The sequence below is a fragment of the Streptomyces sp. DSM 116793 genome, assembly GCF_057320905.1.
Window position 1 is genome coordinate 1,158,591 of record NZ_CM170494.1, and the last position, 25,872, is coordinate 1,184,462.

A 25,872-nucleotide genomic window follows, 5' to 3' on the forward strand; every position below is an offset into this window, starting at 1 on the left:
GACCGCAGAACGAACGCTCTCCAGGATGGGGGGCGACGTGTCCGTTTGACTGGAGATGCACGTGGCCGGGCGCATCGAGGACTACGCACTCATCGGAGACATGCAGACCGCCGCCCTGGTCTGCCGGGACGGCACGGTCGACTGGCTGTGCCTGCCCCGCTTCGATTCGCACGCGATCTTCGCGGGCCTCCTCGGGACCGAAGAACACGGGTTCTGGCGGCTGGGCCCGGCCCATCCCGCCGGCGCCGAACCCCCCGCGGCGTCCCGCCGCGGCTACCGGGGCGACTCCCTGATCCTGGAGTCGGAGTGGGACACTCCGCGGGGCACGGTCCGGGTGACCGACTTCATGCCGCCGCGTGACGGCGCCCCCCAGCTCATCCGGGTCGTCGAGGGCGTCAGCGGCCGGGTGCCGATGCGCTCCGCCCTGCGGATGCGCTTCTCCTACGGGCGGATCGTGCCGTGGGTGCACCGGGTCGAGAACCGCACGGTCGCCGTGGCCGGCCCCGACTCCGTCTGGCTGGACACCTCGGTGGACACCTACGGCAAGGACCTGACGACGTACTCCGACTTCACCGTCGGGCCCGGTGACCGCGTCGCCTTCACGATCTCCTGGCAGCCCTCGCACAAGGCGGAGCCGCCGCTTCCGGAGACGGAGCAGGCGCTTCAGGCCACCGAGGAGTTCTGGCGGGAGTGGGTGGGCCAGTGCACCTACCACGGCCCCTACCGGGAGGCCGTGGTCCGCTCCCTGATCACGCTGAAGGCCCTCACCTACGCCCCGACCGGCGGCATCGTCGCCGCGCCCACCACCTCGCTGCCGGAGGAGATCGGCGGCGTGCGGAACTGGGACTACCGCTACACCTGGCTGCGGGACGCCGCGATCACACTCTCCTCCCTGCTGCGCACCGGCTACCGCGAGGAGGCCCGCGCCTGGCGCGAGTGGCTGCTCCGCGCCGTCGCCGGCGACCCGGAGAACCTGCAGATCATGTACGGCATCGCGGGCGAGCGCGAGCTGGGCGAGGCCGAGCTGGACTGGCTGCCCGGCTACGAGAAGTCCCGCCCGGTGCGGGTCGGCAACAGCGCCGCGCAGCAACTCCAACTCGACGTCTACGGCGAGGTCACCGAGGCCCTGCACCTGGCGCACATGACGGGCCTGGCGCGCAGCGACTACGCCGCGCTGCTCCAGCTCAAGCTGATCCACTACCTGGAGGACCACTGGAACGAGCCCGACGAGGGCATCTGGGAAGTGCGCGGCCCACGCCGGCACTTCGTGCACTCCAAGGTGATGGCCTGGGTCGCCGTGGACCGCACGATCAAGCTCATCGAGTCCGGCGACGCGGACGGCCCGCTGGAGAGGTGGCGCCGGCTCCGCGACGACATCCACCGCGACGTGTGCGAGCGCGGCTACGACAAGGGTCGCAACACCTTCACACAGTCCTACGGGTCCAAGGAGCTGGACGCCTCCCTGCTGCTGATCCCGCAGATGGGCTTCCTGCCGCCCGACGACAAGCGGGTCATCGGCACCATCGAGGCCATCCAGCGGGAGCTGTCCACGCCCGACGGCTTCATCCTGCGCTACCCCACGACGGGCGAGGACATCGGCGTGGACGGCCTGGAGGGCGACGAGGGCGCCTTCCTCGCCTGCTCGTTCTGGCTCGCCGACGACCTCGCGATGATCGGCCGGGTCGGCGAGGCCCGCAAGCTCTTCGAGAAGCTGCTCTCGCTCCGCAACGACCTCGGGCTCCTCGCGGAGGAGTGGGACCCGCGCCGCCAGCGCCAGGTCGGCAACTTCCCCCAGGCGTTCAGCCATGTGCCGCTGATCGACACCGCCCTGCGGCTGACGGCGGCGGGGGCGTACGGGGGGTAGCGGAAAGTCCGCTTCTCGTGTCGCCTTGCCCCGGTCGTCCTCGATGCGCACGACCGGGGCGAGCCGGTCCCCGGGGATCTGCTGCCGTTCGGCGGCCGGTCCCGCCTGGGTCGAGACGGGTGGGTGGCACGATCGCGAAGCCGGCGCAGCCCAGGAGTCGGCCAGGGGGCCATAGCCGTCCAGCGACGAGGCGAAACCGTGTGTGAAGACGATGATCGGCAGTTCGCGCCCGGTCGTCGGCGCGGACACGCGCACGTACGGGCCTACGAGCTCGTGCGCGGCGTCGGAGGGCTCTGTGCAGGCGCCGGCAACGATCCCCGCTGCGACGCATGTCGACTGGTCGATCTCCTCGTCGCGGGACTGCGTCGGCCGCACTGGCCGTCGGCCTGCGTCCGGTGCAGAGCGGCCACCGCGGCCGGGTGGGAGAGCCCCGGCCCGCTCGCGTCCTTCCTCGGCCGGCGCCGGCCGCAGGTGTTGCCCGTGGGCGTTACGAGGGGGCCTTGGCCCAGGGGACCGAGGGCGGCAGTGGGTGGGTCAACTCGTCGTAGACGCTGAGGACTTGCGCCACCGTCTCGTCCTCCGTCGGCCAACTCGCCGCCCGGACCTCCGCGCGGTCCCTGAGGAGATTTCTGCGCACGGGGTCGGCGAGCAGGCGGACCACGGCCTCGGCGAGCGCGTCCGCGTCGCCGTGCGGGACGATCTCGGCCGCGTCGCCGACGAGTTCCGGGATGCCCCCGCTGTCCGGCGCGACCAGCGGCACGCGCGCGTGCAGGGCCTCCTGGGCCAGGACGGGGTACGGCCGGGTGCTCGGCGGCAGCACGGCGAGGTCGGCGGCTGCCAGCAGTTCCCGTGCGTCCTCGCGCCGTCCCAGCAGCGTCACCGGCAGACCCTCGTCGTCGATCCGCCGCTGCAAGGCGGCCCGAAGGGGGCCCTCCCCCGCGACGACGAGCAGCGGCGCCGGGTCGAGCCCGCGCCAGGCGTGCGCGGCGTCCAGCAGTGTGCCGTAGCCGCGGTGCGCCTCGAGCGCGCCGACGGCGATCAGCAACGGGCGCTCGACGGCGCCGAGTTCGGCGCGTGCCTTGTGGTCGGGGCCGGCGGGGCAGACCGCCGTGGTGCGGCGCGCCCCGGCCAGGGCCACCGCGGCCAGCCGGGCGTCCCGGGCTCCGCTGGCCCGGGCCCGGTCGACCAGGCCGGCCGAGGGGCCCAGCACCACCGAGGCAGCCCGTGCCACCCGGCGCTCCAGGAGCCGCGGCAGACGTGCCCGCGGCCCCTCCGCATCGGTGTGGGCATGCCAGGTGACGACCAGCGGGGTGCGGCGGCCGCCGAGGGCGAGCGCGGTGCGCAGGGCGGTGGAGACGCCGTGGGCGTGCACCACGTCCGCGCCCGTGCAGGCGGCACGCAGCACGGCCATGCTCGTCGGGTCGCCACGGTGCGGGACGGGGATGTGGTGGGCGCCCACGGTGGAGTAGCGGTAGGCGCGCTCACTCTCCTCGGGAGCGCAGACGACGACCCGCACGCCCCGTGCGACCAATCCCGCGGCCAGTGAGCGCACATGGCTGCCGACGCACGGGCTGTCGCCGCTCAGCACCAGCACAGCGCGCAGCGGCGGTGTGCCGTGCGGTGCGTGGCTGCTCACGGGGCAGGCTCCTGGGTCGGCTGCGGGCGGGCGCGAAGGAAGTTACAGCAAGGCGAACCGCACCACGGCGCGCTGCGCGGACATCGGCGTCCGTCCCGCCATGGCCCCCGGGCGTTGCGGCATCGTTCCTCCGCCGCCCCCGCCGACACCGGCCCCGCGCCCTGTGCGATCACCCACACGAGTGAGACACCCCGGTGGCCGCCTGGGATTCACCGGGTGAGGATGGCGTCTCACATGAGAATGCATGCGATCAGTACAAATATATACGGGATTACCTCAGCGGAAAATGCAACCCGCCGCTGAGAGAAGGGGTTTGAGGCGGGCGCAGCCGCCCGCCGGAGCCGCCGGCCCCTGCCCCCTCCACCAACGCGCCGCCACCCCACGCCCCACGCCCCCGGGCGCCGCCCCCGCCCGAAGGGACGCGAGGAACCGAGCGGCAAACCACAACGAAACCGCCACGACGCCGCAGTAGCCAGGGGCGCCCCCGACCGCCGCCAGGTCACCGGCACCACAGGGCAGGTACACCTGAGCCCCCGACCGACCGATGGCGGCTGAGCGTGTGCCAGCGCGCGCCGGTTCGCCTGCGCGCCGATTCGCCGGCGCGCCCCACCCCGCGCGCAACGTGCCCCGCGCAACGTGCCCGGAAGGGGCGCGAGGAACTGCGCGACGAGCCACGACGAAACCCTCACGACGCGACCGCCCCGAGGGGCCGGCCTCGATCACCACCAGGCCACCGGCACCACACAGCCGCTGAGACTCATGCACTCCGACACAGGTTCTCCTGAACGCTTGCAAGTGATGGATGGCGGCACGGGACCTCTCGTGTGGTTGGCGCCCTACGAGGTCCCGTACACGCGGTAGTGCCGGGTGTTGCGGGCTGTGCCCCAGCCGGGTGCGGGCAGCGGCTCGGAAGTCGTGCAGCTTCTGCTCATAGATCCCCCCGGGCAGCGCCCCTTCGGGGGCGGCTCCCGCCGCGCTTCAGCGAACATCGGCTCGATCGGAGGAGTCAGAACCACACCGCCACACCTACGCCTGCTGGTGCCGACGCGCGCCGGCACCACCACACGGGTGCAGGTCACGGCAGTGAGGTCGGGGTGGGAAGCGCACAAGCGGGCAGGGGCAGGACGGTGGCCCTGGGCAGGGGCAGGACGGTGGCCCTCCACCACGCTGACAGCGTGCGGCTGTCCTGGCGTGGCCCGGCCGGGGCAGGCGGGCCACGCCAGGAACGCGGTCACCAGTCGAAGGTCAACACGACGCAGCCGTTGCCTCCCGGGCTGCCTTTCGATTTGGCATCGCCGCCCCTGTCGACGTTGCCGCCCTTGCCGCCCGCGCCGCTGCCCTTGGGACAGCCCCTTGGGCACGGTGGCGGTTCCGCCGCTCCCGCCTGCCGGGCCACGCGCGGCAGCCCCATTTCCACCAGCGGCCGAAGACATCGGCGTGACCCTCTTGAAGCGCCACATACAGGCCCCGGCCTTCCCGCCGTCGCCTTCCCCGCTGCTGGGAGTTGAGTGACCGCCCCCACCACGCGTGCCACTATTGGCCTCCGCAAGACCCGCAAACATGGGTTGTAGGGCTTCTTTTGGGAGTGCGAGATCGCCACCGAAGTGGTTCGGGCCCGGCCGCCGTCCCCGTCGTGCTTGCCACCGCCTGACGAGACACCGCCACCGGAACCGCCGCTGCCCACCTCGATCCCCAGAAGGATGGACTTCTGGATCTGGAACGTACAGGTCGTAGTGGCCCCACCGCCAGCTCCCTGTCCGCCCTGGGCGTCGGGCACCGTCGCTCGTTCAGCGCCTCCTCCTCCGCCCCCAGCTCCCAGAACGGCGATGGTCAACTTGGTCACATTGTCCGGCACCCAGTACTGGACCTTGCCGGGCTCGGAGAACACCTGCGGCTTCGGCGGAGCCGCCTTCAGGGACCCGGCGGAGGCGGGCGCGGCCGTCAGCGCGCCCATCACCAGCCCCGCCACGACGGATCCGGTCGCCGGCGTGCGCCATGAAGCGAACACGTTCTTTCCTCCTGCGTGCCTGGTTGTCGCAAAACGACGGGATGGCCTGATCGCTCACGCCGACGAAGACCCCGGGGGTGACCTGCTGGGCGGGGGCGGGTATGACGACCGGGGCAAAGACGCGACGAATGCTGGTCAAAAGGACCTCCCGGAGTCGGCGGCTGTTGCCGAGAAACGCATCCTGAAGATGCTGTCCCGACGATCGCTTGCTGATACGCGCAGCCGGGGGGTGTACAGGTGCCGACAGAGGCGCGCCCCATGACAGGAAGCTCTCCCACCACCCGCAGCGCTCAGCCTCTGACTCGGAGGACGGGCCCTGACCTGGCGGTGAGCCCAACGCAGGACCATCTACCGAACGTCGCCGAGCCGCCAGACGTGGAGCATGAGGGCTGGCTCCGCTGCCGTCTATGTCGCATGAGACATCGCGAAGTCCGGAGAAGGATGGCTTCCGCTGCATGCTCGCCCGCCCCAGCGCTGCTCCGGTCGTCATGCGCTCGCGCCGCAGCACCGACCTGGCGCCGTTCTTCCCTGAAGTCACTGCCGCGGCCGCGGCACTACCGGACGAGGTGGCGCTGGACGGCGAACTGGTGGCCGAGTCGGAGGCCCGCATCGTCTTCGAGCCGCTGCTGGCGCGGATGAACCGCCGCGGCGCCGCAGCCAAGCAATTGGCCGCGCTGATGCCCGCGCACTACGTCGCCTTCGACCTACTGCACACCCGAGACGGCAGTACCCTGCCACGTCCATACCGGGAGCGGCGAGCGATGCTCGCGGAGTTGTTCGCCGCACACCAGCTTCGCGCTCCGTGGACGCTGTGCCCGGCCACGACGGACCCGGACATCGCCCACGGCTGGCTGGAGTGGACAACGGCAGGCATCGAAGGCTGGGTCTTGACGAGGGAAGCGAGCCGGTACCGGCCGGGCCGGCAGAGCGCCTGGCAGAAGTACCGCGTCCGGCACACAGCGGAGGCCATCGTGGCTGGTGCCATCGGCAGCCTCACCGAGCCGAGCACCCTGCTGCTCGGCCGCTACGACGCCGCCGGCCGCTTCCGCTACACCGGCCGAACCACCCCGCTCGGCGCCGACCTCGCCCGCAGTATCGGACCCCTTCTCGCCCCAGCCGGACCCAAGCACCCCTGGACCGGGCGCACTTTCACCGTCGGCTGGGGCAGCCGGGACGTCCTGGACGTGCGCCTCACGGCCCGGACACGGTGGTGGAGGTCGTCATGGACGTCTCCCGCGATGCCGCCGGCCGCTGGCGCCACCCCGTGCGGACACTGCGCCCTCGCCTGGACATCGCCCCCGGGCGACGTCGCCTCCTCGAGTCCGCAGACCGGCCGGCTGCCGGCTGAGGCTCACCCCACTCGTGCGGGTGCCGGGGACCGCCGCGGTGAGCTTCTTGACCGGGGCCGGGCGGGCGCGGGACGGTTCCCTCGCCGGGGTGCGTGTGGCCTTGGACAGCCGGGCACGGTGGACGGCGTGGAGCGCCTCCAGGAATGGAGGGCGGCCGCTGCGCTGACCGCGCAGAGCCAGATGGGCGGCTGGATCCTTCCCGGGTCGGGCCGCAGATCACTCGGCGCGGGTGTAGCTGACCGGTTCGTTGGGGCAGTCGGCTGCCAGGGTGGTCAGCTTCTGGTCCTCGGCGGGGTCGGCTGACAGGCCCCAGCGGAGCTTGTCCGCGGTCCAGTCGGCGATGTAGCGGCAGGTGACCGTCTTGTCTGGTGGCAGCCAGGTGGTGGGGTCCTGATCGGCCTTCTGCCTGGTGGAGCGGGCGGTGACCGCGACCAGGTCCCTGGGGACGCCGAGGTCGTTGGCGTACTGCTCGCGCCTCTTCGCCGTCCAGGAGCTGGCGCCGCTGTCCCATGCTTCGGCGAGGGGGACGAGGTGGTCGATGTCCAGGCTGCGGGGGTTGGTGATGTCCTTGTTGTCGTACCAGGAGTGCCACAGGCCTGCGGTTCCGGAGAACAGGTACCTGGTCCACTCATTCGTTGAGTCGCCCGACATGCTCAATCTCTACTCAGGCAACGTCGAGACAGACGGCAACGGTGAGGCCGTGGTGACACTCCCAGGCTACTTCGACGCGCTCAACCAGGACTTCACCTACCAACTGACGAGCATCGGTCGATTTACCAACATGACCGTCTCCGAAGAAATTCACGAAAACCGATTCACCATCAAGACCGACAAACCGAATGTCAAGGTCTCATGGCAAGTCACCGGGGTACGCAAGGACCCCTATGCCAACAGAATCGGATCACACCCGAAGAGGAGAAACCCGAGGAGGAACGAGGTCTCTACCTACACCCCGAAGCATACGGCCAGCCACGCAGTCGTCAAATCCGCTATGACCGCGAACGCGCACATGAGGAAGCCCAGGCATCGTTGACCGAGCAGGAAAGAAAGGCATTCGAGCGGCCGGATTCACAAACGTAGGCCAGAGCTCTCAGAATGCGACGGCCATGCCATTGCCGCGCGTCACGCTAGGGACGGGCCTCCGAAGGCGGGTGAACCCCCGGGCTCCTAGCCCCAGCCCTCACCCACGCCTTCTGGGTGCACGAGAGCCAGGCGGCGGCAACCGCCGGACGACCTCGACGGCCTGTGCTCCCGCGCGATCGCCCGGATGATGGCGCAGGCTCCGCAGGAGGACGACATCGTCCTCCTGATAGCCCGCACCCACGCCAGCGCCGGCGGTCCGGAGAGCGCCGGACGCGGGCCCAGCGGCGCGGCGCACTGCCAGCACCGTCGGCGCGGCGGGGTTCACCGATCAGCGGCCAGCACTGCCGCAAGGCCTTCTCGCAGATCCTTGACGAAATACTCGGGAACCTCCAGCGACGGGAAATGTCCCCCGGTTTCAGGCGACCTCCATTGGACGATCTGTCGGTACCGCTCTTGTGCCCAGGGGCGCGGGCACTTCTCGATGTCGCGGGGATACACAATGATTGCTGACGGGACGTCGACCCGAAGTGCGGGGTCGAGCGAGAGGTGGCTTTCGTAGTAGATGCGGGCCGACGATGCTCCGGTCCGTGTCAGCCAGTACAGGGTGACGTTGTCGAGAACCCTGTCTATGGAAATCATCTCGAAGGGGCTGTCTTGGGTATCTGTCCATTCGGCGAACTTGTCAAGGATCCAGGCGAGAAGCCCGACTGGTGAGTCGACGAGCGAGTAGCCGATGGTCTGCGGTCGGGTCGCCTGCTGCTTTGCGAACGCCGCCGGGGGGCCGCCCCAGAAATCGCGGGTTTCCTCGGTCCATCTGCGCTCGGTCGCCGTCAGCCCGTCCGTTGTCAACCCGGGCGGTGCCTGCGCGGTCGTCGTGTGGATGCCGATGACGTGCGCCGGGAACCTGCCGCCGAGGACCGTGGTGATCACACCTCCCCAGTCGCCGCCGTGGGCTACGAACTTGCGGTAGCCGAGCCTTCCCATCAGCTCCACCCATGCGGCCGCGATCTTTTCGATTCCCCACCCGGTGGTGGCCGGCTTGTCGCTGTAGCCAAAGCCCGGCAACGACGGGACCACGACGTGGAACGCCGGTGTGTCCGCATCTTTCGGATCTGCCAGCTCGTCCGCCACATCGGCGAACTCGGCAATGCTGCCCGGCCAGCCGTGCGTCAAGATCAGAGGAGTGGCATCCGCGCGCGGGGATCGGCGGTGCAGGAAGTGGATTCCCAGACCGTCAATGGTCGTGCGGAACTGGCCGATCCGATTAAGGCGCGCTTCGAACGACCTCCAGTCGTACCCGGTGCGCCAGTAGTCCACAACATCGACGAGGTCGGCGAGAGGGACGCCCTGCTCCCATCGGCGAGGGTCGGGCGCTGCGCGATGGACCGTCTCGGCTTCCGGCAGCCGCGCCGCGGCCAGTCGCGCGCGCAGATCGTCGAGGTCGGCGTCAGTCGCGTGGGCTTCGAATGCTTGCACGTCGCTGGGCATGAGACCTCCTGGTCATCGTGGACCCGGCTTGAACCTGTGGTGAACCGTCTACGACGGTTCTAGCATGTTTCGACGCCGACGCGGAACCAGCTAAGGTGGTTCCATGCATGATGGGTTCCCTGACTTCCGTCTCGGCAAGGTGTTGGCGACCAGCTTCACGGCGACTCTGACGGAGCGGTGCGGCAACGCGGTGGAACGCATCCCCACGCCGCAGCGACTCGTCGACTGGCTCACAGTGAATGGCCTCGCCGTGGAGTCCTGCACCACGGCCCAGCTCGAACTCGCTTGGGAACTGAGGGAGTCAATTCACGCCGCCCTGACGGCGGCCGCGATCCAAGACCCTCTCCCCGCGTCTGCCGTCCAGGTCATCAATGACCGCAGCACTCAGGGTCGGGCCGCGGCCATCCTGACGCCCGAGAACAATCGGCAATGGCGACTGATCTCGGCTTCCTGCGTGGCGGATGCCCTAAGCGTGATCGCCGCCGACTCGATCAGCATCCTCGCAGGCGAACGAGACGGAAAACTGGCCTTGTGCGCATCGCCAACCTGCCGAGCCGCCTTCTTCGACACCAGCCAAAGCCGTACCCGCAAATGGTGCGAAATGAACACATGCGGGAATCGCCAGAAGAAGGCACGCTTCAACGCCAACAAGCGCAAAAACCCTAGATCAGCAAAGTAATCGTCACCCTCGGTACACATTCAGGCGGACCCAGGCCCTCGGGGTCGATGACGCGGCCCTCTTCCCGGAGCTGGCGCACGATCTCGGCGATGTCCAGGGCGTTGTGGAAAATCACCGCGTTGGTGAGCAGGTCGTTGAATTTCGCGGTCTTCTCCTGCTCGACGGGGTCGTTGTCGGTGATGACGCCGCCGTTGCCGAAGCCAATCCACTGGGAGAATCGGTTGAACGCCTCGACCTTGTCCGTCACTGCGGTCACCCCGCCGGCGCAGCGGGGCGTCGGAGAGGTAGCCCAGCAGCTGGACGGTGCGAATCACGCGGCCGACCGCGCTCGTCGGCGACGTCGCCGACGAAGACCTCGCCCGGGCCACCGCAGCGCTCGCGACCCGCCGCTTCGGCTCGCCCGACATCCCGGTCAACAACACCGGCCGCACCCTGAACAAGCCGGTCACCGAGACCACCGTCGAGGACTTCGACGCCATCCTGCGCGTCAACGCCCGCGGCAACTTCGTCCAGGACCGCGAGGCGTTCCGCGCCATGGCGGCCGGTGGCGGCGGCGCGATCGTCTCGATCGCCTCCGTCTCGTCGCTGGTCGCCTACGCCACGCAGACCGCCTACGCCGCGTCGAAGGGCGCACTGGCCCAGATCACCCGGGTGCTGGCCATCGAGGGCGGGCCCGAGGGCATCCGCTCCAACGCCGTACTCCCCGGAGTCATCGGCGCCGACATCATGGAGGGCGTCGTCGACAACGGCCGCGAGATGCTCGCCTCGTTCGGCCCCGCCCACCCGATCGGGCGGATCGGACGCCCCGAGGAGGTCGCGGAAGCCGTCGCCTTCCTCACCTCCGACGCGGCTGGCTTCGTCACCGGCGCGCTGCTGACCGTCGACGGCGGCTGGACCGCCCAGTGACGATCGCTCGGCCCCGCCCCAGTCGATCAACCGGTGGGGCGCGGGCCTCAGGACCCGGCGCACCGTCTCGAAGGCGGCCCGAGCGGCATCGACAGCTGCGGAAGGCGGCGACGGAAAGCAGCCACAGATCGCCCGGTCCCCGGCCCAAAGGCCATGCACTCCCCGGCGCCCGCCGGCCCGTGGCTGACGACACCGGCTCGGGTCCGGACCCGTCCGATCGGTATGTGCCGATTGGCTAGTTGGCGAAGCCACCCTTGGGCTCGATGATCTCCAGGTTGGTCCCGTCAGGGTCGTTGAAGTAGGCGACCTTGGTGCCGAGGGCGGTGTCCGGGGTGACCTCGCCCTCGATGAAGGTGTAGTCATCGCCCAGGAAGTCGTACCCGGCCTCCTTCATCCGCTGATAGACCGCATCGAAGTCGTCGACCTTGAAGCACAGGTGCATGGAACCGGGGCGGTTCGCCTTGCCGTTCGTACGCTCGCCCACCGGCTCAGTGAACTGGATGAGGTCGATGCCGAGCCCGTCGATGTTGATCGTCGCGTACCGCAGCTTCGCGACGGGCAGTCCCTGCGACTTACCGAACGGCACGCTGCTCATGGTCCCCTGGGCGACGGGCCCCCGGCCGGTCAGGGCCGTGTAGAACGCGATTGACACGTCCAGGTCCGAGACCGAGATCCCGGCGTGGGCGGCCCTCGTGAGGTTCATGGGAGTAGCGGCGACAGCCATGGGATCCTCTCCTCCAGTTCCTTGATGGCTATTCATCGCTGCTCTGGTACCCAGATAACGCATCTTGTCGCATTGTCGGATCAATGAACCCAAGCTGCGCCTCTCCGGGTTTCCGACCGCCGGGCTGACGTGAGCGGCACGCTGTCCGCCGTTCAGCGCCGGAACGTCTCCCCACTGGAGCTGTTCGTCGACCTGGTCTTCGTCTTCGGGATCGGCCTCGGGGCCTCATGGTCACCCCCGCTGACCTGCACGACGCCGCAGCCGCGAAGGAGGTCCTTTTCCGCCTGCCCCTGATGCACCCGGAGATCACGATCGTTTGGGCCGACTCCGCCTATGCCGGAAAGCTCGTCGGCTGGGCCAAGCAGCACCTCAACCTGACAATCAAACCGGTCAGCCGCCCGAAGGACGCCTCCGGTCTCGTCGTGCTGCCCCGCCGTCGGGTCGTCGAGAGGTCGCTGGCGTGGATGAAGCACGCACGTCCCCACGCGAGGGACTACGAACGGCTCGTCCAGCACTCCGAGACTCTGATCACCTGGGCCGCCATCACCCTCATGACCAGGCGCCTCGCCCGGAAAGGCGCCACCCCCAGCTGGTCGGGGAAACCGGCGCCGGCCGATAGCTGACTCAGGCGGCGCCAGAACGGCAGTGGCAGAAGTGGCCGCCGGGAATTCCTGGCGGCCACTTGCGAGAACTGTCGTCCTACCAATGAAGAAGCCGCACCAACTCGTGCGATGCGACCCAGTGGCCTGCTTGTTGCCACCCAAGCCGCCTGTCGCTCCATCCAGCGCGGCAGACGTACTCGTTGACGCGGCCCGAGTCACGGACGGACCGAACGGCGACACGCCGTCCACGAATTCCCGCCCCGGTCTTCCTTACTCCTGCTCCGAGTCTGTGGACGGCAACGTGTACGGGCCGCCCCACGTCCCGGCGCACGGCTGTGCAGAGCGCAGAGGGCGGGTGTCAGCTTCCGCAGGCCCAGGCGATGACGCTACGGCTGAGCGCTGGGCGCGGGGGCGTTGAGGTCCTTGTGGACCACGCGGGCGATGCGCTCGATGTGGGCGACGCCGTCGTCCATCGTGGTGTTGTCCTGTGAGAGCACCGTGATCGTGTAGTCATGGCCGGCACCGGTGAAAGCGCCGAGGCTGTGCACGCGCCAGCCGTTCGTGTCCCGCTCCAGCCAGCCGTTCTTCACGTGTACCTGCGCGTCACTCGGCGCGCCGGACGGGGTCCCCCAGCGCTGCTCGGGGATGACCCCGCCCATCAGCTTCAGGACGTAGGCGCGGGAGTCGTCGCTGAGTACCGGGTTCGCGTGGGTCACCAGATCCAGGAGTTTTTCCTCATCGTTCGCGGTGATCTGAGTGAGCCCCCAGTACCCCTCGTCGTCGGGGACGGTCTCGGTCATCCCCGCGATCCGCAGGAACTCGTTGATCCTGTCCACCCCGATCTGCTTCCACAACGCGGTGGTGGCATCGTTGTCCGACTTCGTGATCATGGCGGTGGCATGATCCTTTTCGTCCTGCGTCAATGCGCGACCGTCTTTTTGCGCGTCCCACAGCAGTGTGGCGAGCACGGTCACCTTGACCGTGCTCGCGGAGTCGAAATGCCGGTCTGCATCCAGGGTGCAGGTGGTATTCGTGGTGCGGTCGTGGAGGCTGATCGATGTCGTGGCGGAGGCGCCGTCCAGTGCCGCGTTGATGTCTTCGGAGAGCTTGTCGGCGAGTGCCGGCGTGTCCGAGGTGCAGAGCGCCGCCGGTGCGGAGGCTGCGTCAGCCGATGCCACCGAAGCGATCGTCGGCACGAGCACTCCCGCGGCCAGGGCTGCCTTTGACGCGAGGGGGGTGCGGGGAAGCTGGGATATCCGTCGGTGTCGACCCATGGGGTGCTGGTCCATTCGTTCGTGTGCAGGAGGGGTGCCTTCGCTTTGTTGCGAAGACGTCGCGGTGATCGCGGCACAGGCTGCCTGACCAGCGACAGGTGTTGCCCCAGGCGCATCCGAGTCGCACAGGATTTCTCCCGAATGGTCACAGTGAACTACTCCGGCATCAGTGGAGGCTCTACGCCTTGACTGTCTCCAGCTTCCGGTTGAGGGCTGCTCGGAAGTCCTCAACCGCTCCCGCCTGAGCGAGACTGTCTGTGCCACGGCATCACCCGAAGGAGCCTGCCGGGATGGGCCGTGTGTCGGGGCTCGCTCCGGTGTAGTTGGCTTGCTCCGCGGCGTACCGCAACGGGCGAATGGTCTTGGGCTCTCAGCCCATGGCGGTGACGAGGCATACGGTGGTGTGCCATTCCGGCGACGTCCACCAAGCCTCGTCCTTGCCCACCGACCGCCCGGCCCTGCCCCAGCGGACAAGCACCAGTTCCTCCCCGGCATGGAACTGTCGGCGCACCGGCGGATCGACCGCCCCCGGGCCGTAGCCGGCTAGGACTCGGACCCTTGTCCGGGTATGCCAGGCCTGACCCGCAACCGCCGCGTCTCGCTCATGCCATGGATAACAACCGCGGTTAGTCACTGTCACAACGCGATCTACCGCCCGCGTGACGGCCTGGGATCAGAAACACGCACTTACCTTGTTCTTTATCTACCAAGATCTTCCGGGTCTGCCGATGGCCTTGAGGGTCTCGGGGCGTTTGACGGTCTTGCCCACGTCGTAGCGCAGTGCGGGACTGCGGTTCTTGCTCCCGGGCGGCCGTCCGGGACCGAGGCCACGAGGTTGGGGAACACGGGCCGGGCAGAGCAGGTAGGCTCGGATGTTCCTGAACCCCCGGCGGACCCGCGCCGGGGTGAGGCGTTCGGGCCTGGCCGGCTTCTCCCAGGGCCGACGGAGATCGGTGGCCAGCGGTCGGGCGAGACGTAGCTGAGTGTGGGCGACGACCAGGAGCCAGGTCCAGCGGTCCGCCGCCTGGGGAGTGCGGATCTTCGGAGTGGTCCAGCCGAGCGTCTGCTTGCTGAACCTGAAGGTGTGCTCCAGGTCGAAACGCCGCAAGAAGCCCTGCCACCAGCGGTCCACGTCCGCCGGGGCGGCTCCGGTCTTCGAAGACCACAGCCAGACCGGTGGAGCCTCCCGGTCTTTCGAGAGGTGCTCGACCTTGAGGCGGACCAAGGTGCCTTCGACGATGGGAAGGTCACCGTCATGGTCCAGCCAGGCCGAGCGGTGGGTCAGCCGCGGGTGGACCCGGTCCCACGCCTGGGCTTCGGCCTTGCCGTAGTTCACGGTGTCGGTGGCCGTGGTGATCGCCGGTTCGGGCCAGGTCTCCGGTTTGGCGAAGCGGAACTCCGGCCCGTGCTTGGGCGGGTGGCCGCCGCGGGGATGAGCGCGATGGAATTCCTCACGCGAGGGTGCCGGACAGCGCATCACCCGGTCTGAGCGGACCCGCCCGACCAGTTCAACGGGAAGATCCCGCAGGACCCAGGCCAGGCGGGTGACGTCATAGCCGGCGTCCATGACGATCGTGATGTCCGGGTCCCCGGACTGCCACTGGCTGGCCGCGACGAGCCGCCCGACCACGGCCCTCAGCTGGGCGGCGGTGACCGCGGTCGCATCATCCTCGGGCCCGAGGCGGACCACGTCCAAGATGCCGGTCCACGACGTGGCCCCGGGCTCCAGGACCGCGACGAAGGAGTACGGCCAGCCCGGGATGAACTGCGAAGCGGACTTCGCCCGCCCGTAGACATGGCAGAACAGCCGGTCCGCCGAGCACGGCGCATCCGACCGCAGCCACGGCGACACATCGATCGCCAGCACCAGGCGCCCGCCCTCGAAGTGCGGCAGAGGCATGTCGGCCAGCAGGGCCCGCAACCTGCCGACGTCGATCCGGCCGCGATTGAGGGCTCCGTACAACGCGCCGTGACCGCGACGGTGCTCGGGCACCAGCGTCAGGTCCACCGGCGAGACCACAGGCCCGTCGGCGCACAACAGCGCGTCGGTCAGCTCGAACAGTTCGTCACGCCGGGCGGTCAGACACTCGTAGAACTGGCCCCGGAAGCGTGACGCTTCCGCGAACGCTTCGCGCCGGACATCGCGGCACACCACACTCATGACAACGGCCTTCGGTTGATCCCGTACCTCTGTGACGGAGCACAGGATCAAGCGAAGGCCGCCCCCACGTCCGGCGAATGCCCAGGTGAGCGACGTAGTTCGAGTCGTCATTCGAGACCGGAAGAAAAAGAACTTCCCAATGACGATGTCAAGCCGCTGGCGTTACGGTCGGTAGAACCTCGTAGCACTTTCCGTCTCGAAGCATTGCCCACAAGACGTTGGCTCGTCGACGGGCCAGAGCGAGCAGGGCCTGCTTGTGCCCCTTCCCCTCGTTCCGCTTGCGCCCGTAGTAAGCCTTGGAGGCGGAGCAGGTTCTCAGGCTGGACATGGCGGAGAGGTAGAAGGCCCGGAGCAGACCTCGGTGGTAGCGGCGCGGGCGGCGCATGTTGCCGCTGACGCGGCCGGAGTCCCGCGGCACTGGTGAGAGGCCGGCGAAGGACGCCAGGCGATCGGCCGTGCCGAACGCCTCCAGGTCGCCACCGGTGGCGGCGATGAACTCGGCGCCGAGGAGGGTGCCCATGCCGGGCATGCTCCGGATCACCAACGCGTGTCGGTGCTCGTTGAACCGGGCTTCGATGAGCGCGTCGAGTTCGGCGATCTCCTCGTCCAGGGCCAGCACGCCCTTGGCGATCCGGGCCACCATGGCGGCCGCGAGGGTCTCGCCCGGCAGTGCGGTGTGCTGGGCCCTGGCCGCCTCGACGGCCGTCTCGGCGAGCGCCGCCGCGTTCTTCACCTTGCGGTTCTTCAGCCAGGTTCCGATCCGCCTGGCCCCGCTGCGGCGGATCGCTGCCGGCGCTTGGTAGCCGGTCAGCAGCACGACCGGACCCTTCTTACTCAAGGCCAACACGCGCTCCAACGCGGGGAAGAACTCCAGCAGTTGTGCCCTCAACCGGTTGGTCTGACGGGTCCGGTCGTTGACTAGGTCCAGGCGGCGGGCGGTCAGGGTGCGCAGGTCGACGGCTATCTCGTCGCCGGGCCGCAGGGGGCCAAGGTCCTGTCGCATGCGTGCCTGGTCGGCGATGACGAACGCGTCCTTCTCGTCCGTCTTGCCCTGGCCGCGGTAGGCCGTCGAGGCCTGGTGCACGGCGAGGCCGGTGATGTAGACCATCGGCTGCTGGTGGCTGAGCAGGAGGCCGATGAGCAGGGCGGCGCCGCCGTGGTTGATGTCCACCGCCCACAGGGCGTCCTCAGAGAGCGTGAGCACGTCTGCGATGAGCTCCAGCAGGGCCGGTTCGTCATTGAACACTCGGCGTGAAAGGAGGCGCTCGCCTCGCTCGTCGACCACCACGCAGTGATGGTGTTCCTTGCCGATGTCCACTCCGGCCCAGATCTGAGGCACGGGTCACCTCCGCCAGCTCGTCGTCACAGACTGTCCCGCAGACGACCTCGCCGACGTTGTCCTACACAGCGATCGAGTCGCGTATCCCAATTAGCGGTCGAGTCGTCGCGGGGCTCCGGGCGGCCAAGTTCTTTGAGCCATCCAACGGCGACAAGCTCACAGCCATACCCAGAACCCCTGGGCCCGCCGATCTTACGAAGGACCAGCTCAGACCCACGCTTGGAAGGTAGGACAAGCTTACGCTTACTGTGTGGGAGCACCGTTCTCATCTGACCAGCAAGGAGCACCAGGCGGTGAACGTCGAGATCCCGCCGCACGTACGCGCCGCCGCTGCCCAGCTCGGGGCGGGGGTCCCTTATGCCCTGAAGGTCCTGGCTGGCCAGTTGGCCGACGACCCGGATATGGGGCAGCCCTTGGGTTTTCCCGGGATCCCTACTGTGATGGTCGACGGTGATCTGTTCGAGGACTGCCCCGCCCTGGCCGTCGGCTATGTCCGCGAGACGGACCGGGTCGAGGTCCGGTACGTGAATCTGGCCGCCTCCGCGGAGACCGCCGTGGAGGCCCCGGAGCAGGAGCGGTGGGCCGGCCCCGCTGCCGCCACGGTCACCGCGCGGGAGCTCGCCGACGCCTGGCGGCGCATCGCCCGCTGGCTCCAGCGCAACGCCCCCGACTCCCATGCTGCGCTCCGCGACGGGGCGAGCCCTGCCACCATCACCTCTGTGGAACGCGATCTCGGCATCCGGATACCCGCCGACCTGCGTGCCCTGTGGTCACTGACCGCAGGCGACGACGGGGTCAACGGCGCGGGGTGCCTGCCCGGCAACCAGGCCCTGATGACTCCGGAGACCGCAGCCGCCGTCCACCGGCAGCAGATGGCCGCCCAAGCTCACGAGGACACCCTCAACGCCCGCCGCCCCGAATACGACCGAATCACCGTGTGGAAGGCAGCCTGGATTCCGGTTGTCTCCCACGGCGTGGCTGACCGCACTTCGGGCCTGTACCTGGACGCGACGACTGGTTATCTGGGCCGCTGGTCCCGCTACAACGAAGGCCCCGGCGAGGAACTCGACACGCTGACCACCTACCTGGAAGAGGTCGCCGACATGCTCGAAGCCCCGGCCCTGGCTACACGGGACAGGCCCGGACTGGTCGGCGGGGCACTGGTATGGGGCAGCAGGATCGATTTTGACGACAACAGAGACGCCGGGCCGTAGGGTGCAGGAGCAACGTCTGCTCGATGGCGACCCGTACAACTGCAGATCACTTCCTGAAGCGACGGGGGTGGCACCAGAGCCGGTGCCACCCCCTTGTAGTACGAAGGGCATAGCAGTATGAGCGGATGGCAGTGGGTAAATGACCCGCGATATCCCAGCTTCTGTCTCAATCTTATTCGCGGCATGAGAGTGGAAGAGCTGAGCCGCTGACCCGGATGGCCTCGACCGCGGACCGCGCCGACTGGCTGCGGCTGATCGCGGGCTTGGCCGACGGCCCCCAGTCGATGCTGCAGAAGGCACTCGACACAGCCGCCGCCCAACGCCGGGCCGAGGACGCACAGGCTGACGCCGCCCGCGAGCTGGCGGCCAGTCCCTACCGGGACGTGGCGATGGCGGGACTCCGCGACGCCGCGGTCCGACACCGCAGGACCCAGCTGGAGGAACGCCTGTGGCCTGCCGTCCTGCAACCGGCCCAAGCCTGAAACAGCGGCGCTGGGAGAGCTGACTGTCACTTCGCAGTAGCTTCGGGAGAGCAGGAAGGAAAACCGCAGAGGCTGGAAATCTTGGAAGAGATATTCGCGGAGGAAGTGACCGTTCGCTTTCACCAGGTCTACATGGAGAGCCGCGCCGACGAGAACGGGGTCGAGTACGCCGACGCATTCGCCGGGCAGCGGAACGGATTGCTCGGGGCGGCGACGCCGGGCGCTCTGCACCTGGTCGCCGAGCCGCACACGGCAACGGTCGACTGGCGCGTCCAACTCGGCGACACGGCCCCAGGAGTACCGGAGGCGAGCTGGCAGGAAGTGGTGGAGGCATCCTTCAGGCCGGCGACGGACGGCGTACGGCTGGTGCAGTGGGCCGGCACCGGGGCCTGGCCCCTCGTCCTGCCCCGCACGAGCCTCCGAGTGCGCTACTGCACGAGCCGAATAAGCGCGGCCGAAGGCCACGGGGCCGGGCGGCCGCATTCCACCCGGTGCCTCCTGCAGTTCTGGCCCGCGGAGTCGGCGCCGGACGCCGTCGTCCGGGAAACCTCCGCCGAGGCGGGCGTCTGGCACCGTGCCGCCCGCAGGCTGCCTGCCCCGTCAGCGACCTGGGAGGAAGGAGACCCCGAAGCACTCCGGGGAGCTGTCGAATGGGCCGCTCGCCTACAGGAGCGTGCGAGCGGGCGTCGTTCCGGTGCCGGGCACCGAGGCGGCGGGGCGCCCGGCGCGCGGCCTGCTGCCGGGGGAGGCCAGGCGCGCAAGCTCGCGGCTCTGGACCGCCCCTTGCTGACGTCCCTGGAGGCGGCGCCACCGCGCACTCAGCGGGATCTGGCACGATGGGCGGCCCGTCGCGCCTGCGAGCCTGCCGGGCTGGACGACATACCCGCTGTGGGCGCCGCGTTGAAAGCTGTCGACGAGGGCCATGACCTCCCGGAACTCCTGCGGGACCCCCTGCGTGCGCTGGCAGCGCTGACCGAGGGTGAAAAAATTCGGCGGACGAGCGTCGAGTCCCTCGACGGCCGACGGCTCCCGGTGTCTCAACAGGCCATGGCCCTCAGAGCAGTGGCTGCTGCGGGCGGTACGGATCCGCTGCGCGCGGCGATCGACGCGCTCTGCGCGGCAGCCCGCGCCTACGGTCCACCCGATCACCGCGACCTCCTCGCCGCCGCTGCCCATCAGTGCGCGGAGTAGCCCCGCGGGTAGGGGCCTGCACCAGCATGGCTTCACGGCGCAGCGCGCCACCCATGTCTGAGGGAGGGCCGTCCCCGGCGGGAGAGCACCGCGTGCGAGAAACAACGCCTTGGCCTCATGTATTCAGCTAAGGCAGTGGCCAACGCCGCCAGCCGGCCACGGCGGTCCACCCACTCCCGACCCGTCTCCAGCCCGGCAAGGTAGTCGCTCTCCAGGCCTGTGCGGGAGGAAAGATCCTCCCGGGTCAGTCCCCGGCGACGGCGCCAGGCGACCAGGCGGGCCCCGATCGGGACGCCGACGGCCACCTCGTCCAGGTCGCGCATCACCAGATTGCTCACATACCCACTCGCCCGCACGGCGTGCTCTGTCAGGAAACAAGACCCGCTCATCCCGCTCACGGATCAGCTCCCCCGAGGCATGCCGCATATGCCTGGCGCGGGGCACATCAGTCAGACCGCTGAAGGCCACGCGAACCGGTAGCCGATCGGGTTGTTCCACCCTACGGGCTGGCCGGGCCACGGCCGGTGTGCGCTTCTCCGCCGCGCCCGTACAACCTTCGCACCGTTTCGGGAGTCTACGCAGAGGCCTGTCGCCACTGCCGGCGACTGCGGGGCCTCCGGAGGACCCGGCGAGAACCGCCAGGACAGCCCTGCGCCTGCCGAGAACCGCCAGGATTGCCTGGGACCTGCCGAGGAGACGGATTGTTCAGAACAGTCGTGAGCGCTGCGATCGTCACCGCCGTCGCCGCCCTCACGCTCGCGCCCCTGCCTGCCGCCGCAGCGCCGTTCCACGGTGCGAACACGGCCGCCGTTCAGGACGACTTCAACGGTGACGGCTACCGCGACCTGGCCGTGGGCGCGCCCGGCGCCGCCAACGGCAGCGTGCCGTACGCCGGGTCCGTGGTCGTACTGTACGGCTCGGCCTCGTCGGTGGGCACCGCCCGCCGTACCGTCGTCACCCAGGCCAGTGCGGGCGTGCCCGGCGACCCGGAGGACGGGGACCGGTTCGGAGCCGCGGTGGCGGCGGCCGACCTGGACCGCGACGGGTACGCGGACCTGCTGGTCGGGGCCCCGGGCGAGGACGTCGGCACCGAGCAGGCCCGCGGCTCGGTCACCGTGGTCTGGGGCGGGCCCGCTGGATTGGCCGGCGGGGTGAACCTCTCCCCGCCGGCGAGGTACAGCGAAGGTCGTGTCATCTGCGGTTTCGGCCTGGCGCTGGCCACCGGCGACATGACGGGCGACGGAGCCGCCGAGGTGGCCGTCGGCTCGCGCTGCGACGGTGTCTCGTACACGGGCCCCTTCACCCGGACCGGCCAGGCCGCCGGCTCCTACCGTGAGTGGCGGCTCGGTGATATGCGTGGCGTGGTGATGGGCGACGTCGACGGTGACGGACTGGCCGAGCGGTTCTGGCTCTCGGGACCGACCGATGGCGACCTCCGCGGCCCGGTGCACCTCGACCAGGGCCCACCCGTCCCCAACGGGAATCCCACCATCGACGAGCCGCTGAGCCTGCCCTACGCGGACGGCTACAACGGCCAGGTCGGCGACGTCGACGGCGACGGATACGGCGACCTGGTCACCGGCATCAGCGACGACGACTACCTCAGCGGCAGCACGGGCGCCGCGCACCGGGGCGGTGAGGTCCAGGTGCTCTACGGCGGCGCGGACGGCATCACCGCGGACCAGCACCCGCAGGTCTTCCACCAGGACACCGCCGGTGTTCCCGGCAGCGCCGAGAACGCCGACGAGTTCGGCCGCGCCCTCAGCGTCGCCGACACGGACGCCGACGGGTACGCCGACGTGCTGATCGGGATCCCCGGCGAGGCCATCGGCTCGCTCGCCTCGGCGGGCAGCACCCTCCTGCTGCACGGCTCGGCAGCGGGCCTGACCACCGCGCGCGCCACGGGCTACTCCCAGGACAGCGCGGGCGTGCCCGGCGCTGCCGAGGCCGGCGACGCCCTCGGCAGCGCCGTCCACCTCGCGGACCTCGACGGGGACCACCACCCGGACCTGGTCGTGGGCGCGCCCGGCGAGAACAGCGACGGATGCGTGTGGGTCGCCCGTGGCTCGGCCACAGGCCCGGTGCCCGCCGGCTCGGCCAACCTCTGCGGCCAGAGCGCCGGGATCACCCTCCGCGACGATGCCGAGGGGGAGTTCGGCGCGGCACTGGACGACCCGCACACGGCCTTCTGAGCCTGGGCGGGTATTGCCCGCCCGGCGGGCTGGCCCGGGACGGCACCGGCCAGGGCCGTCCCGGCAGTCGCGCCGGATGCCGGGGCGCCCGGGCCGGCGGCCGTGGCCTGAAGGTCGTGCGGCGGCCCTGTGCCGGGACTCCCGTGAGTTCCTTCTGTTCGGCGCATCACAGTTCGACGTTCCATCGGGACTCCCGAAGCTCTGCCGTCTCCATGAAGCAGGGTCGTTACCAGTGAGCTGAGGCGTCGATGCGCCATGGTGCTGGAGCAGGCGAGCCGGCGCGGGCAGCAGCTGACCCTGGCCGACATGGAACGGCGCGTCCGGCCGATGACGCCGGGGCCGGCCCGCCGCCGAGCCGAGTCGCCACCTCTGGGCGCCCGCCGTCAGGAGAGCCGGGCGGCCAACAGGCCCTGGAGGGCGCCGGCGCGGTAGGAGACCGTTGGAGCGCGCGCACCAGATGCCGCATCGAGGGTTCTGCCGGGCAACGTAGACGCCCGATGGGCGGGCACAGGTCGAGCGCGGCACCGGCTGGAAGGACGCTGAACCCATCGGCTTCGTAGTAGGGCGCCAGGTGCGGCTTGTGGGTATGGATGCCACCCAGCATGGCCTGGTAGCCCTGGCGGGCGTAGGAGCGGACGAGCTCGGCGACGAGCCGGTGCCTTAAGGCCTGTGCGGCGGATCATGTGACCGCCTCGCGTTTGAGGCCATTGTTCTGGTCGTGGGACGGGGTGACCTGACAGGCGACGAGTGGGCGCGGCTTGCGCCGCATCTGCCGAGGCCGGGCGTGGAGGCGGGCGCTGGTGTGATCACCGAACGGTGATTAACGGGATCTTGTTCCGGATTCGTACGGGCGTCCCCCGGCGGGACCTGCCCGAGCGATTCGGGAGCTGGAAGACCGTCTATGAGCGCCATCGCCGGTGGTCCGCAGACAGCACCTGGGACCGGATCCTCCAGGCCGTCCAGGCCGATGCCGACGCCCAGGAGCGGATCGACTGGAGCATGGTGAGCGTGGACTCCACCTCGTGCCGGGCCCACCGGCACGCGGCCGGGTTGCCGCGCAGAGCACCACGGATCCCGAAGAGGAGGTCATTACCCCGGCAGCACCGCCCCGACGAAGGACTCGGCCGTTCCCGGGGAGGCCTGACCTGCAAGATCCACCTCGCCGGGGAGAGGTGGCCGCGCTCTACCACCGGCGCTGGGAGATCGAGTCCGTGTTCAAGGAGATCAAGACCCACCAGCGTGGCGGGAAGGTGGTCCTGTCCAGCAAGACCCCAGACGGTGTCCGTCAGCAGATCTGGGCGCATCTGCTGGTCCACCACGCCTTGCGGGTGCTGATGTGTCGAACGGCTGCCGCCCGCGGGATCGATCCCGGCCGCCTCTCCTTCACCGCCACCCTGCGGGCCGCCCGCCGCGGCGTCACCACCTCACCAAGGATCTTTTCCCCCTGAGCGACTGGTCACTGCGCTCACCCAACCCCGCGACGATCTTCTGCCACACCTATCGCCACCCCGCCGAGCGCGCACCCAACCCCGCGTCGCCAAACGCAAGATGTCCAACTACCGGCTCAAGAGAACCCAGCACCGAACCTGGCCGCAGTTAGTAAACACCCCGACCTGTCGATAGAACGGTCCGGGCAGCAGCAGGAGGTTGAACCCGCCGGGACTGCGTTCGACGGCCTTGATGGTCTTGATGGTCTTGGGGGAGCTGTGGCGACTGACCACGCACCGGCCCACCCGCCCGCCACGCACCCGCCACGCGGTCCGCCACCCCGGACACCGCCGCGTCCGTCGGCGCACGGAGCCCGCCCGGGGCGCCCGGATCGACCCCCGCACATCGCACGCCGCACGCCACATCCCGCGGACCGGCCGGATCCGGTCCGCGGTCCTCACACGTCCGCGCGTGCCGTCGCCAGCAGCTCCTCCGCATGGGCCCGGGCCGTCTCCGAGTTCTCCTGCCCCGCGAGCATCCGCGACAGCTCGCGGACCCGCTCCTCGCCCTGGAGCACCTTGACGCCCGAGCTGGTCACCGAGCCGTCGTTGGTCTTCTCGACGAGGAGTTGGCGGTCTGCGAAGGCGGCCACCTGGGGAAGGTGGGTGACGACCACGACCTGGGCGGACTTGGCGAGCCTGGCGAGCCTGCGGCCGATCTCGACCGCGGCCTTGCCGCCGACGCCGGCGTCCACCTCGTCGAAGAGGTAGGTGGGCACCGGGTCCATACCCGCGAAGACCACCTCCACCGCCAGCATCACCCGCGACAGCTCACCACCCGAGGCACCCTTGGCGATCGGCCGCGGCGGCGCCCCGGGGTGCGGGGCGAGCAGCAGCTCGACCTCGTCGACACCGTGCGGGCCGTAGGCGACGGTGCGGCCGCCCACCTCGACGCCCTCGGGGTCGTCGCTCTGGCGGAGCTCGATGGTGACCCGGGCGTGCGGCATGGCCAGCGAGGCCAGTTCCTCGGTCACGGCCGCCCCGAACCGGGCCGCGGCCTCGCTCCGGGCGTCCGTGAGCGCCTGGGCGAACTCCCCCAGCTCGGCGCGGAGCGCGTCGCGCTCCGCGGTCAGCTCGCCGATGCGGTCGTCGTCGGAGTCGAGTTCGGTGAGCCGGGCGGCGCCCTGGGCGGCCCAGTCCAGCACCGCCGCGATCCCCTCGCCGTCCGTGCCGTACTTCCGGATGAGCTGGGTGAGCGCGGCCCGCCGCTCCTCCACGGCCGCGAGCCGCAGCGGGTCGGCGTCGAGGTCGTCGGCGTAGCCCGCCAGCTCGCCGGAGACGTCGCTGAGCAGGATGGCGATCTCGCCGAGCCGGTCGGCGAGCTGGGACAGCGCCAGGTCGTGAGAGCGCACGGCCTCCAGCGCCCGGTGCGCGCCCCCGACCAGCGTGGTGGCGTCCACGCCCTCGGGGTCCTCCGGGTTGCCCGCGAGTGCGGCGTGCGCGGCGCCCGCCGCGGAGGCCAGGGCCTCGGCGTGGCCGAGCCGCTCGGCCTCGGCGGCCAGCTCGGCGTCCTCGCCGGGCCTGGGCTCGACGGCGGCGATCTCGTCCAGGCCGAAGCGGAGCAGGTCGGCCTCCTGGGCGCGTTCCCGCGCGCGGGTGGTGATCTCCTCGAGCTCGGCGGTGACGGCGCGCAGCCTGCGGTACGCGGCGGTGTACTTGGCGAGCGGTACGGCGACCGCGTCCCCCGCGTACCGGTCGAGCGCCTGGCGCTGCCTCGAAAGCTTCAGCAGGCCCTGCTGGTCGGTCTGGCCGTGCACCGCCACGAGGTCGTCGGCTAGTTCGGACAGCAGGCCGACTGGGACGCCCCGGCCGCCGAGGTGGGCCCGGGAGCGTCCCTCGGCGGAGACGGTGCGGGTGATCAGCAGCGCGCCGTCGTCGAGTTCGGCCCCGGCCTCCTCGGCCCGGGCGGCCGCCGGGGCGTCGGCGGGCACGGCGATGCGGCCCTCCACGACCGCCGACCTGGCGCCGATCCGTACCAGGGCCGGGTCCGCGCGCCCGCCGAGCAGCAGGCCCAGGCTGGTGACGACCATCGTCTTGCCCGCGCCGGTCTCGCCCGTGACGGCGGTGAACCCGGGCGACAGCTCGACGACGGCGTCCTCGATGACTCCGAGCGACCGTATCCGCATCTCCTCCAACACGCACACGACCTTACGAGGTCCGGGCCGCGCTGTGCGACGGGCCCCGCGGCGGATC

The 25,872-nt window shown here is 70.0% G+C and carries 20 protein-coding genes and 3 pseudogenes; 13 read left to right on the plus strand and 10 right to left on the minus strand.

The features are described 5' to 3' along the window. Positions 1–61 precede the first annotated feature (61 nt). Positions 62–1,864, plus strand: a complete 1,803-nt coding sequence (locus ACSMXW_RS04920) for a glycoside hydrolase family 15 protein (protein ID WP_485804241.1) — start codon at positions 62–64, stop codon at positions 1,862–1,864. Positions 1,865–2,351: 487 nt separating this feature from the next. Here the strand turns inward: ACSMXW_RS04920 and ACSMXW_RS04925 are convergent, their stop codons facing one another. Next, positions 2,352–3,500 (minus strand): glycosyltransferase family 4 protein, encoded by a 1,149-nt coding sequence (locus tag ACSMXW_RS04925; RefSeq protein WP_485804242.1) that lies wholly within the window; start codon positions 3,498–3,500, stop codon positions 2,352–2,354. A 1,826-nt stretch (positions 3,501–5,326) separates the two neighbouring features. Here ACSMXW_RS04925 and ACSMXW_RS04930 point away from each other — a divergent pair. Continuing rightward, positions 5,327–5,770 carry a hypothetical protein gene (locus ACSMXW_RS04930; RefSeq protein WP_485804243.1) on the plus strand — a complete coding sequence of 148 codons (444 nt, stop codon included), beginning with the start codon at positions 5,327–5,329 and terminating at the stop codon, positions 5,768–5,770. 193 nt (positions 5,771–5,963) lie between these two features. Next, a complete protein-coding gene (locus ACSMXW_RS04935; protein ID WP_485804244.1) occupies positions 5,964–7,160 on the plus strand; it encodes an ATP-dependent DNA ligase in 1,197 nt (398 codons plus the stop codon). On the opposite strand, the gene ACSMXW_RS04940 is transcribed toward ACSMXW_RS04935, so the two are convergent. Beyond that, positions 7,074–7,508, minus strand: a complete 435-nt coding sequence (locus ACSMXW_RS04940) for an HNH endonuclease family protein (RefSeq protein WP_485804245.1) — start codon at positions 7,506–7,508, stop codon at positions 7,074–7,076. The genes ACSMXW_RS04935 and ACSMXW_RS04940 overlap by 87 nt on opposite strands. Between ACSMXW_RS04940 and ACSMXW_RS04945 the strand changes: the two genes are divergently transcribed. Next, complete coding sequence (locus ACSMXW_RS04945; RefSeq protein ID WP_485804246.1) at positions 7,507–7,890, plus strand: hypothetical protein; 384 nt, start codon at positions 7,507–7,509, stop codon at positions 7,888–7,890. The two genes, ACSMXW_RS04940 and ACSMXW_RS04945, sit on opposite strands and share 2 nt — an antisense overlap. A 371-nt stretch (positions 7,891–8,261) precedes the next feature. On the opposite strand, the gene ACSMXW_RS04950 is transcribed toward ACSMXW_RS04945, so the two are convergent. Continuing rightward, a complete protein-coding gene (locus ACSMXW_RS04950; RefSeq protein WP_485804247.1) occupies positions 8,262–9,428 on the minus strand; it encodes an epoxide hydrolase family protein in 1,167 nt (388 codons plus the stop codon). A 103-nt stretch (positions 9,429–9,531) separates the two neighbouring features. Between ACSMXW_RS04950 and ACSMXW_RS04955 the strand changes: the two genes are divergently transcribed. Beyond that, positions 9,532–10,107 carry a CGNR zinc finger domain-containing protein gene (locus ACSMXW_RS04955; RefSeq protein WP_485804248.1) on the plus strand — a complete coding sequence of 192 codons (576 nt, stop codon included), beginning with the start codon at positions 9,532–9,534 and terminating at the stop codon, positions 10,105–10,107. Here ACSMXW_RS04955 and ACSMXW_RS04960 read toward each other — a convergent pair. Further along, positions 10,091–10,354, minus strand: coding sequence for a Tn3 family transposase (locus ACSMXW_RS04960; RefSeq protein ID WP_485804249.1), 264 nt, complete (start codon positions 10,352–10,354; stop codon positions 10,091–10,093). The genes ACSMXW_RS04955 and ACSMXW_RS04960 overlap by 17 nt on opposite strands. Positions 10,355–10,410: 56 nt before the next feature. Here ACSMXW_RS04960 and ACSMXW_RS04965 point away from each other — a divergent pair, with 56 nt between their 5' ends. Next, complete coding sequence (locus tag ACSMXW_RS04965; RefSeq protein WP_485804250.1) at positions 10,411–11,013, plus strand: SDR family NAD(P)-dependent oxidoreductase; 603 nt, start codon at positions 10,411–10,413, stop codon at positions 11,011–11,013. 235 nt (positions 11,014–11,248) lie between these two features. Here the strand turns inward: ACSMXW_RS04965 and ACSMXW_RS04970 are convergent, their stop codons facing one another. Further along, entirely contained in the window at positions 11,249–11,737 is a 489-nt protein-coding gene (locus ACSMXW_RS04970; RefSeq protein ID WP_485804251.1) for a VOC family protein, read from the minus strand. A gap of 215 nt (positions 11,738–11,952) precedes the next feature. On the opposite strand from ACSMXW_RS04970, the pseudogene ACSMXW_RS04975 reads away from it, so the two are divergent. After that, positions 11,953–12,357 (plus strand): annotated as a pseudogene (locus ACSMXW_RS04975) (transposase); the annotation flags it as partial. A 368-nt stretch (positions 12,358–12,725) separates the two neighbouring features. On the opposite strand, the gene ACSMXW_RS04980 reads toward ACSMXW_RS04975, so the two are convergent. From ACSMXW_RS04980 to ACSMXW_RS04990, 3 genes are all read right to left on the minus strand, one after another. Continuing rightward, positions 12,726–13,541, minus strand: coding sequence for a serine hydrolase (locus ACSMXW_RS04980; RefSeq protein WP_485804252.1), 816 nt, complete (start codon positions 13,539–13,541; stop codon positions 12,726–12,728). 775 nt (positions 13,542–14,316) lie between these two features. Further along, a complete protein-coding gene (locus ACSMXW_RS04985) occupies positions 14,317–15,774 on the minus strand; it encodes an NF041680 family putative transposase (RefSeq protein WP_485797821.1) in 1,458 nt (485 codons plus the stop codon). Positions 15,775–15,922: 148 nt separating this feature from the next. Next, positions 15,923–17,113 carry an IS110 family RNA-guided transposase gene (locus ACSMXW_RS04990; protein ID WP_485797820.1) on the minus strand — a complete coding sequence of 397 codons (1,191 nt, stop codon included), beginning with the start codon at positions 17,111–17,113 and terminating at the stop codon, positions 15,923–15,925. Between the two features lie 293 nt (positions 17,114–17,406). Here ACSMXW_RS04990 and ACSMXW_RS04995 point away from each other — a divergent pair, with 293 nt between their 5' ends. The 3 genes from ACSMXW_RS04995 to ACSMXW_RS05005 all read left to right on the plus strand — a co-directional run bounded on the left by ACSMXW_RS04995 (position 17,407) and on the right by ACSMXW_RS05005 (position 20,000). After that, positions 17,407–18,327, plus strand: coding sequence for an SMI1/KNR4 family protein (locus ACSMXW_RS04995; RefSeq protein ID WP_485804253.1), 921 nt, complete (start codon positions 17,407–17,409; stop codon positions 18,325–18,327). A 215-nt stretch (positions 18,328–18,542) separates the two neighbouring features. Then, on the plus strand, positions 18,543–18,809 hold the full coding sequence (locus tag ACSMXW_RS05000; protein ID WP_485804254.1) for a hypothetical protein: 267 nt from the start codon (positions 18,543–18,545) through the stop codon (positions 18,807–18,809). Positions 18,810–18,890: 81 nt separating this feature from the next. Continuing rightward, positions 18,891–20,000 carry a hypothetical protein gene (locus tag ACSMXW_RS05005; RefSeq protein ID WP_485804255.1) on the plus strand — a complete coding sequence of 370 codons (1,110 nt, stop codon included), beginning with the start codon at positions 18,891–18,893 and terminating at the stop codon, positions 19,998–20,000. A 32-nt stretch (positions 20,001–20,032) separates the two neighbouring features. Here ACSMXW_RS05005 and ACSMXW_RS05010 read toward each other — a convergent pair whose 3' ends face one another. Further along, a complete protein-coding gene (locus ACSMXW_RS05010) occupies positions 20,033–20,389 on the minus strand; it encodes a helix-turn-helix domain-containing protein (protein ID WP_485807814.1) in 357 nt (118 codons plus the stop codon). Between the two features lie 312 nt (positions 20,390–20,701). On the opposite strand from ACSMXW_RS05010, the gene ACSMXW_RS05015 reads away from it, so the two are divergent. The 3 genes and pseudogenes from ACSMXW_RS05015 to ACSMXW_RS05025 form a co-directional block, all read left to right on the plus strand. Next, on the plus strand, positions 20,702–22,192 hold the full coding sequence (locus tag ACSMXW_RS05015) for a hypothetical protein (protein WP_485804256.1): 1,491 nt from the start codon (positions 20,702–20,704) through the stop codon (positions 22,190–22,192). A gap of 718 nt (positions 22,193–22,910) precedes the next feature. Then, positions 22,911–23,362, plus strand: a pseudogene (locus ACSMXW_RS05020) (IS5 family transposase); the annotation flags it as partial. Then, positions 23,362–23,640, plus strand: a pseudogene (locus ACSMXW_RS05025) (transposase); the annotation flags it as partial. The pseudogenes ACSMXW_RS05020 and ACSMXW_RS05025, both read left to right, overlap by 1 nt. A 437-nt stretch (positions 23,641–24,077) precedes the next feature. Here the strand turns inward: ACSMXW_RS05025 and recN are convergent. Beyond that, the gene (recN, locus tag ACSMXW_RS05030; RefSeq protein WP_485807816.1) at positions 24,078–25,805 is read right to left on the minus strand and encodes a DNA repair protein RecN; all 1,728 of its coding nucleotides are present in this window, start codon (positions 25,803–25,805) and stop codon (positions 24,078–24,080) included. Positions 25,806–25,872: the final 67 nt, after the last annotated feature.

Bases quoted from the DNA above. Each gene is read 5' to 3' on its own strand.
- ACSMXW_RS04950 (WP_485804247.1), bottom strand. From the start codon at position 9,428: ATGCCCAGCGACGTGCAAGCATTCGAAGCCCACGCGACTGACGCCGAC.
- ACSMXW_RS05010 (WP_485807814.1), bottom strand. From the start codon at position 20,389: ATGAGCGGGTCTTGTTTCCTGACAGAGCACGCCGTGCGGGCGAGTGGG.
- ACSMXW_RS04945 (WP_485804246.1), top strand. From the start codon at position 7,507: ATGCTCAATCTCTACTCAGGCAACGTCGAGACAGACGGCAACGGTGAG.
- ACSMXW_RS04955 (WP_485804248.1), top strand. From the start codon at position 9,532: ATGCATGATGGGTTCCCTGACTTCCGTCTCGGCAAGGTGTTGGCGACC.
- recN (WP_485807816.1), bottom strand. From the start codon at position 25,805: ATGCGGATACGGTCGCTCGGAGTCATCGAGGACGCCGTCGTCGAGCTG.
- ACSMXW_RS04940 (WP_485804245.1), bottom strand. From the start codon at position 7,508: ATGTCGGGCGACTCAACGAATGAGTGGACCAGGTACCTGTTCTCCGGA.
- ACSMXW_RS04970 (WP_485804251.1), bottom strand. From the start codon at position 11,737: ATGGCTGTCGCCGCTACTCCCATGAACCTCACGAGGGCCGCCCACGCC.
- ACSMXW_RS04935 (WP_485804244.1), top strand. From the start codon at position 5,964: ATGCTCGCCCGCCCCAGCGCTGCTCCGGTCGTCATGCGCTCGCGCCGC.
- ACSMXW_RS04930 (WP_485804243.1), top strand. From the start codon at position 5,327: ATGGTCAACTTGGTCACATTGTCCGGCACCCAGTACTGGACCTTGCCG.
- ACSMXW_RS04985 (WP_485797821.1), bottom strand. From the start codon at position 15,774: ATGAGTGTGGTGTGCCGCGATGTCCGGCGCGAAGCGTTCGCGGAAGCG.
- ACSMXW_RS05000 (WP_485804254.1), top strand. From the start codon at position 18,543: ATGGCCTCGACCGCGGACCGCGCCGACTGGCTGCGGCTGATCGCGGGC.